Source organism: Gloeomargarita sp., from assembly GCF_053491055.1.
On sequence record NZ_JBRCEP010000092.1, the window covers coordinates 1 to 8,504 of the forward strand.

Genomic DNA, 8,504 nt, shown 5'->3' on the forward strand with positions numbered 1-8,504 from the left:
CTTCGGCGAGATTCAAACCCCGGGCATCCAATTCTTGGGGCTGACCCAGATGTTCTTGGTAAAAATTCATCACCTTGGGCAGGAGGTCGGCGGTACCGTACACCCGGTCAACCCCCTGGGTGGCCGGATATTCCCCCAGCAGGTCGCTCCGAGGATACACAGGAATCGGCGATAGGTCGGACATCAACACCTCATTGCCTGTCTGTCCCTATCCTATCAGGGCACCATTTTCACCCCCCCAGCCGCTGAATTGTAAAAAAATGTGAACGAATTTGTTGCGGCCATCACCTGACAGAATTGACAGTACCGGTTATGATAAACATGGTTTTGCCCTGAGCCTCAGGGGGCCTTGACGGGGGTCAAAGTTCTTTGTGGCGGTCGGCATTGTTTATTGAGTGCAAGTTATGACCATTTACGTAGGTAATTTGTCCTTCAAGGCGACCGAGCAGGACTTGAAGGAGGTGTTTTCCGAATACGGTTCGGTCAAGCGGATCACGCTGCCGATGGACCGTGAGACGGGGCGGATGCGGGGCTTTGCCTTCGTCGAGATGATGGAGGATGACGCGGAGGAGCGGGCAATCACGGCGCTTGATGGGGCAGAGTGGATGGGGCGGCAGTTGCGCGTCAACAAGGCACGCCCACGGGAGGACAGTCGTCGCAGTGGTTTGTAGGGCCTGAAGGACACAAGGGGGTTCCATGGCACCGGACGAGTCGCTCTCGCGGGGTACGATTCTGGTGGTGGATGACACCCTTGAGAATTTGGATGTCCTGGATGACCTGCTGACCGGTCAGGGCTACGAGGTGCGGCGGGCCATTGATGGAGCGATGGCGTTGCGGGCGGCGGCGGCGGAACCCCCGGATTTGATTCTCCTGGATATTATGATGCCGGGGATGGATGGCTACGAGGTGTGCGCCAAGTTGAAGTCTGACCCCCAGACCTGGGGGGTGCCGGTGATTTTTATTAGCGCCTTGGATGATGCCCAGGACAAGGTGCGGGCGTTTGAGGTAGGCGGGGCGGATTACATTCCCAAGCCGTTTCAGGCGGCGGAGGTGGTGGCGCGGGTAGAGGCCCATCTGCAAAATGCCCTGTTGCAAAGAATTCTCGAAGACCGGGGGCGGGCGTTGGAAGCGCGAGAACAGGAGGTGCGGCAGTTGCGCCAGCGGGTCCAACGCCTGGAGGAAGTCCTGAGCTACTACGGGGTCGATCCCGCTGCCGTGTAGGTATGGCTTGGCGGTTGCGCTGGGTGGTGACGGTGCCGTTTGTGGTGGTGACCACCCTGGCAACGGGACTGGTCGGTTACCTGGCCTTTCGCCAGGGCCAGCAGTCGGTGCAGGTGGTGGCGCAGCAGTTGCAAGGGGAGATTGCCGAGCGGGTACGCACGGAATTAGATGGATTTTTGGCCCCGGCGCTCCAGTTGGTGGCGATCAATGCGGAATTGGTGCGCCAAAATCTCATCCAGACCCAACCGCCCCGGGGGGAAATTTATCTGTGGCGGCAGATGACCTTGTACCCCCAACTGCGGGTGATTTATTTTGGCGCGGCGACCGACGGTCGGTTTATCGGGGTGCGCCGCCGCATCGAGGACAACAGTCTGCGGTTGTATTTCAATACGGGGCAGGAATTTATCCTGGGAAACCAAGGACAGCGGGTGGCCCAGCAAAATGAGCCTCCTCCGGCCCGGCGTTTTGACAGCCGCACCCGTCCCTGGTATCGCCAAGCCCTGACCCAAGACGGCCCGATTTGGACGGATGTGTACGTTTCCTTTAGCACCAGGCGGTTGACGATTACGGCGGCGCAGGTGGTAAAAACGCCCCAAGGACGGGTGTTGGGGGCAACGGGTGCTGATGTGGAACTCACCGGTTTGAGCCGATTTCTCAGCGGTCTGCGGATTGGGCGGAGCGGCAAGGCATTTATTGTGGATGCAGCGGGCTTGTTGGTGGCGGATTCCACCGGTGACAGCGCCAGTTTCTTCCAGAAGCAGGAGCGGCTCAAAGCGACCGACAGTTCCAATCCCTTGATTCGGCAGGCGGCCCGTTGGTTGGCGGCGCCAGCCCAGGGCAAGCAACCGACGCCGGAGCCCGTGCGGGTGTCGTTGGGCGGGGTAACCCATTTTCTCCATGCGGTGCCCTACCGTGACCCTAGGGGGTTGGACTGGTTGCTGGTGTTGGTGGTGCCCGAGGCAGATTTCCTGGAACAGATTTATGCGGGTAACCTCCTGACGGCTTTTTGGTGTGGCGTGACCCTGGTGGTGGCCTTGGGGGTGGGCTTCATGCTCAGCCGCCGCTTTAGCCAACCGGTAGAGGAGTTGGTGCAGGCCACGCAGGCGCTGGCGCGGGGGGAGCGGGGACGGCAGGTGTCGGTGGGCAAAATTTGGGAGTTGGCGCAACTGGCCCAGAGTTTCAACCAAATGTCGCAACAACTGGCGGATTCCTTCACCCAATTGGAAACCCTCAACCGCGAACTGGAACAGCGGGTAGAACAGCGCACCCAGCAAGTGCGTGCCAGTGAACGCCAGTTTCGCACCCTAGCGGCCAACATTCCGGGGATGGTCTTTCGTTCCCAACGCATTGACGACTACGATTTCATCTATCTTTCCGACCCAATTGCCCAAATCACCGGCTACCCTGCCCGTGCCTTTCTCCAGGGAGAACGCCACTATTGGGATTTAATCCTACCCGCCGATCGAGACATGGTGTTAACGGCAATTGTGAACAGTCGGGTCAAAAATCACACCTACGAAATCGAATACCGAATTCGGCGCGCCGATGGGGAAATTGCCTGGGTCAATGAACGGGGACAGGGCGCCCAGGACGACACAGGCGAAATCCGTTATCGGGATGGGGTCATTTTTGATATCACCCAACGCAAAGATTTTGAGCAACAACTTGAAGAAGCCCGCCACAAAGCCGAAAGTGCCAGCCGCGCCAAAAGTATATTTTTAGCGAATATGAGCCACGAATTGCGTACCCCCCTCAATGCCATCATCGGCTTTAGCCAAATTCTCAACCGTGACCCCCAACTGACAGAAAAACAACGGGAAATCATTGGAACCATCAACCGCAGTGGGGAGCATTTATTGAGTCTAATCAATGATGTGTTAGACATGGCCAAAATTGAGGCGGGCAAAGTTGTCCTCCAGCCCTCCAGTTTTGATCTGCACCAGATGCTCAAAACCATTCAAGATATGTTGAATGTGCGGGCACAGGCCAAGAATTTACGCTTGGTCTTTGAACGGAGTCCCGACCTGCCCCAGGCCATTCGCACCGATGAAAACAAACTGCGGCAAGTACTCATCAACCTGATTGGCAATGCCATCAAATTTACCCAGGAAGGTGGAGTTTCGGTTGTGGCGAAAATGGTAGGACGCACGGAGCAGCGGTGTACGCTCCAATTTGCCGTGACCGATACCGGTGTGGGCATGACCAAAGAGGAATTGGGGCAATTATTCCAGGCCTTCGTGCAAACCGACACCAGCAAAAAAGTGAGTGAAGGCACCGGTTTGGGTTTGGCGATTTCCCGTCAGTTTGTCCAACTCATGGGTGGTGATATTACCGTCACCAGTGAAAAGGGGGTAGGCACCACCTTTATGTTCACCATTCAAGCCGAATTAGCCAGTGTTGAATCTCTAGCTGAATCCCTTCCCAAAAAAGTTAAATCCCTCGCACCAGGGCAGCCGGAATACCGCCTCTTAATCGTGGATGACAAATTAGAAAACCGCCAAGTATTGCAAGCTTTATTAGCGTCGATTGGGTTAAAGGCGCGGGAAGCAACGAATGGTCAAGAAGCCATCGAAATTTGGCAAACGTGGCAGCCCCATCTGATTTGGATGGATTTGCAAATGCCCGTGATGAATGGCATCGAGGCAACCAAGTACATCAAATCCCATGCCTCAGAAATTCCCAAACCCATTATTATTGCTCTCTCTGCCAGTGTTTTTGAAGAAGAAAAACGTCATGCTTTGGCGGTGGGATTTGATGATTTTGTCATAAAACCCTACCGAGAAGCGACAATTTTTGCCAAACTAGAACAATTCCTGGGCCTAAAATTTATCTATGAAACGGATAGTCCTAGCCCGGCAACCGCATCCCCACCTCCGCAAGCGTTAACCCAGGCTGATTTACAAGTTTTACCGCGGGATTGGCTAGAACAGTTTCATCGGGCGGCCATCAGTCTCAACAACCGCAAAATGAACCAACTCATCAGCCAAATTAGTGCCGATCATGGGGAACTTGCTACGACCTTGCAACGGATGGTCAAACAGGTGCAAATTGAGCCGATTATTACCCTGATAGAAACACTCATTTCCGATTAATTTTTCCGAAGGGAGTAGTTGATGGGAAACGGCCAAAGACAATGCCCGTGCCTTTCGGGAATGATGAGAAATCGTGACGCATTTGGGAATAGAGGCGGGTCCCTCAGCAATTTGGGTTGACAGTCAATCCCCCAGCAATCCATAGACCGCGGGAGGCACAGGCCATGATGATGGCAACTGCCAGGCAATCACCAAGTGCCAAGATACTCGCCTGTTCAATCCACCCCCGCTGAAAAGCGATCGCTTAGTCCTCCCAGAAATACCGCATTCGTGGCATGGGAAGAAAATTGAGTTTTTGTGTGGTTATAGCTAAGCATAAAAGGTTGACATGATATGGGTCGCTGGGCGTAGTCCCACCTTGGTTTCCCATAGCGCAGCGTGGCCTAGCCATGAATCTTAAGGCGACAACCTTAACCTACCTAGCTATCGTACCTATGGGGATGCTCTCATTTCTGGGGTTGCCCCCTGAAACCCCCAATTCCCCCTTAAATTTTGTCATAATTGTTTACATAAAGTTCACATAACAAAACAGTTTTATCATGGGCGTGCGGCATGGCAGAGCGGGGGCAATTCCGGCGGGAGTGGGATTACGATGTACTGATTGTAGGGGGGTCGCTGGTGGGGCTGACCCTGGCGGCTTGGTTGGGACAAAGGAGCCTGCGGGTATTGGTGATAGAAGCGCAAGAGGGGATGGCCGGTCAGCCGGCGCGGGTGTATGCCCTGATGCCCCTGACCCAACAGATTTGGGATTGTGTCGGACTTTGGTCGGCTTTGGCTCCCTGGGTGCAACCTTACTATCAAATTGATTTGTCCGACCAGGGATGTCATGCGGTTGTCTTTACGCCAGCAGATTTGGGAGGCAAGCAGGCCCTGGGTTATGTGGGGGAACATCGCACCCTCTGGCCGGTGTGTTGGGCACAGGTGACCCGGATGCCGACGGTGCAGTATTGGGCCGGGGCGCGTTTGACGGCGATGAGCGTGACGGCGGGGGGAGCGCAGGTGCAGGTGCAGCGGCGGGAGGAATGCCAGGCGTTGACGGTGGGGCTGGTGGTGGGGGCAGATGGGGCGGATTCCCAGGTGCGGCAGCAGGCGGGGATTGGTACGTGGGGTTGGCCCTATGGGCAATCCTGTCTGACGGCGGTGGTGCGGGCGGATCAGGCCCCCATTGCCTACGAACGGTTTTGGCCGACGGGGCCTTTGGCCTTGTTGCCTTTGCCGGAACAGCGCTGGGGGCTGGTCTGGACGTTGCCCCATGCCCAGGCGGCGGCTTTGGCCCAGGCGCCGGTGGCCACGTTTTTGGCGCAACTGGCTCCCTATCTGCCTTTTGCCGGGGTGACTTTGGTGGGCCAACGGCGGTGTTTCCCGGTGCGCTGGCGGCAGGCGCGGCGTTATGTCCAACCGCGGGTGGCCTTGGTGGGGGATGCGGCGCATGGCTGTCATCCGGTGGGCGGGCAGGGGTTGAATTTGGGGCTGCGGGATGCGGCAACGCTGGGGGAGGTCGTGGTGACCGCGTATGAACGGGGTGAAGACATCGGCAGCTTGCGTGTCCTGCATAGGTACGAACGTTGGCGGTGGTTCCAGGTGCTGCTGGTGCTGGTGTTTACCGACAGTTTGAATCGGTTATTTTCCCAAGGGGGGTGGCTGGTGGTGCGCCTGCGGGCCTGGCTTTTACAAACGATGCAGCGGGTGGGGCTGTTGCGCCGGGTATCTTTGGGGTTTATGGCGGGTTTGTGGGGCAAACGGCCAGCTCATTTGTAGCAGTTGACCGGGGATGTGCCCCCAGTCTGGGACCGGGAACGGTTGGGGGAAGGGCTTGGTAGCTTTTTTTGCCAAAATTTTTGCCAAAATATTTTGCAAAAATATTACTCTAAAGGCGTTGCTGGGGTTGGGGTGCTTTGGTGATTGCGGTTTATCCAGGGAGTTTTGACCCGATTACCCTTGGTCACCTCGACATTATCGAGCGAGGGAGTCGGTTGTTTAGCCAAGTGATTGTGGCGGTGCTGGCCAATCCCAATAAAACGCCCTTGTTTCCGGTGGCGCAGCGGGTGCAGCAGATTCAGCGGGCGACGGCGCATCTACCGAATGTGCGGGTAGACAGTTTTGATGGGCTGACGGTGGCTTATGCCCAGGGGTGTCAGGCGCAAGTGATTTTGCGGGGGTTGCGGGTGCTTTCGGATTTTGAGTATGAATTACAAATGGCGCACACCAATCGCAGTCTCGCGCCCCAGATTGAAACGTTGTTTTTGACCACCACCACCGAGTACAGTTTTTTAAGTAGTAGCCTGGTCAAGGAAATTGCCCGGTTTGGCGGCAACATTGACCATTTGGTTCCCCCGTCCCTGGTTGCGGAGATTCAGTATGCTTTCCACCCCCGGCGTGAGTGATGTGACCCAACTGGCGATTTTGCAACTGCGCCAGGAATTGGACCGGTTGGAGGAAATTTTGGTCGCCGATAGCCCGCGGGTGCCCCTGAGTGGCCGGGTGCTGGTGAATGAGCAGGTGATTTTTGCCCAGTTGGACCATTTGCGCCACCATTTGCCGGCCATGGTGTTGGAGGCGGAACAGGTGTTGCAGCGGCGAGAAGAAATTTTGCGCCATGCCCAAACCCAGGCGCAGCAGATTGTGTTGCACGCAGAACAGCAGGCGGCCCGGCTGCTCGACCAGCATCGCATCACCCAACAGGCGCACCAGGAAGCCCAGCAGTTGCGTGCCCAGGTGCAGCAAGAATGTGCGGCCCTGCGGCAAACGACGGTGGCGGAACTGCACCACCTGCGCCAACAGACCCAGGAGGAATTGGCCCAGCAACGGCAACAGCTCGAGGCGGAGCGGCAACGGCTGATCCAGGGCGCTCAGAACTACGCCAACCAGGTATTAACGCTGTTGGAGCAGGTGTTGGGGGAAAATCTGCAGCGGGTGCAGCAGGCACGGCAACAATTGTCACAGCGTCATCAGCCCTAAAAACCGGCCGGCTACCGCCAAGGATGGCCGTCCCGGTGTAGATTAGGGATGGACGCAGCAAAAAAAGTATGACGCTTGCCGAGGGGCCAACCGTTGCCAGTGTAGCGGCGCAACTGGAGCAAAGCCCGCATTATCTGCGGATTAAAAAATTGTTGATTTTTGCCTGCACCGGCGCCTGGGAGACCCAGCCTGAGCGATTGGCCGCCATAGACCTGCGGGATTTGCTTGCCCGCACCCTGGAAGTGCATCCTACCATGCGGCAGTTGCGCCCGACTTTGGAAAAGCTGGTGCACAGTTTGAATAAACCGGTGGAATATCTGCCGGTGGCGGAAACGATTTTGCGGTCCATTGCGGTTTTGTACCCGGATGAGGACCCCACCGAATGGTTTCGCACCCAGACCCTCCGCCCGCAAACTGCGATTTTGCCGCCCCAGGAGTGGTTTGACCTGCGCCTGGAACTGGCCCATCGCACCAACCCCCTGCGGCTGAAAATCCTCATCGCTGCAGCCCTGCGCCAGGGGGAGGTGACCCAGGCAGACCCACTGCTGGTCAAGTGGTTGGAGTTAGAGCGGCTGTTGGCGGATTTACTGCTGGCCTGTGGGAGCCATGAGGAACTCTGCCAACGCCTGCATACGGTTGCCGGGCAGTTGGACGACCCGGAGGAATACCAGCAGGTGGTCAGCACGCTGCAGGAAGTCTTGGCGCCTATTTACCAGCGGTTGCGGCAACAGGCGACGGTTGCGGATGTGGCAGCAATGCCTGTGGCGGTGGTGGCGGGTCCGGCGCCGGAATTGTCCCCGCCTGGGGCAACTGCGGTCGCGAACCCCGAAGTGGCACGGGTGAGCGACCCGGTGCAGCAGCACGTGCAGGAACTCTCCCGCGAGGCCGAGTTGCAACGGTTGGTGGCGACCGCAGTGCAACGGGTGATTGGGGAGATAGAGCAGGCCTTTCGCACGTTGGAGGGGCACCTGGAGACGGCAACTGGCGACGTGCCCCCGGCGACCCGCTACCGCTATCTGCGGGAATTTGTCATGCAGGTACAGGCAATGGCCGACCGGTTTGCCGACATCCTGAACCGTTGGGAGCAGGGAGGGGGATGCCTCTAATCAGCTATCTACTGAAAAACGCTGAACTTCAATGAATTTAGCTACTCTTTTTTGGGGATATGTTATCATAGACTTATCTTGCAAGAATGGGATTGTGTTGATAGGGTTCAAAACAGAGTTAGATTTA

Annotated in this window: 8 protein-coding genes; 7 read left to right on the plus strand and 1 reads right to left on the minus strand. The window is 56.8% G+C overall.

Annotation, left to right across the window (positions count from 1 at the left end; genetic code table 11):
* Positions 1–184 (minus strand): hypothetical protein (locus tag ACWISF_RS10370; protein WP_448381511.1); only part of this gene is annotated, 184 nt, incomplete at its 3' end.
* Positions 185–404: 220 nt separating this feature from the next.
* Here ACWISF_RS10370 and ACWISF_RS10375 point away from each other — a divergent pair.
* The 7 genes from ACWISF_RS10375 to ACWISF_RS10405 all read left to right on the plus strand — a co-directional run bounded on the left by ACWISF_RS10375 (position 405) and on the right by ACWISF_RS10405 (position 8,377).
* Positions 405–671 (plus strand): RNA recognition motif domain-containing protein, encoded by a 267-nt coding sequence (locus tag ACWISF_RS10375; protein WP_448381512.1) that lies wholly within the window; start codon positions 405–407, stop codon positions 669–671.
* 25 nt (positions 672–696) lie between these two features.
* Positions 697–1,221, plus strand: a complete 525-nt coding sequence (locus ACWISF_RS10380; protein ID WP_448381513.1) for a response regulator — start codon at positions 697–699, stop codon at positions 1,219–1,221.
* A 2-nt stretch (positions 1,222–1,223) separates the two neighbouring features.
* Positions 1,224–4,313, plus strand: a complete 3,090-nt coding sequence (locus ACWISF_RS10385) for an ATP-binding protein (protein WP_448381514.1) — start codon at positions 1,224–1,226, stop codon at positions 4,311–4,313.
* A 552-nt stretch (positions 4,314–4,865) separates the two neighbouring features.
* Positions 4,866–6,071: an FAD-dependent monooxygenase gene (locus ACWISF_RS10390; protein ID WP_448381515.1), complete on the plus strand. Its 1,206-nt coding sequence runs from the start codon at positions 4,866–4,868 to the stop codon at positions 6,069–6,071.
* Between the two features lie 140 nt (positions 6,072–6,211).
* Entirely contained in the window at positions 6,212–6,697 is a 486-nt protein-coding gene (gene coaD / locus ACWISF_RS10395; RefSeq protein WP_448381516.1) for a pantetheine-phosphate adenylyltransferase, read from the plus strand.
* Positions 6,672–7,271 carry a hypothetical protein gene (locus ACWISF_RS10400; protein ID WP_448381517.1) on the plus strand — a complete coding sequence of 200 codons (600 nt, stop codon included), beginning with the start codon at positions 6,672–6,674 and terminating at the stop codon, positions 7,269–7,271. Before coaD ends, ACWISF_RS10400 begins: the two co-directional genes overlap by 26 nt.
* Before the next feature lie 68 nt (positions 7,272–7,339).
* Positions 7,340–8,377 (plus strand): hypothetical protein, encoded by a 1,038-nt coding sequence (locus ACWISF_RS10405; protein WP_448381518.1) that lies wholly within the window; start codon positions 7,340–7,342, stop codon positions 8,375–8,377.
* The last annotated feature ends 127 nt before the right edge of the window (positions 8,378–8,504 follow it).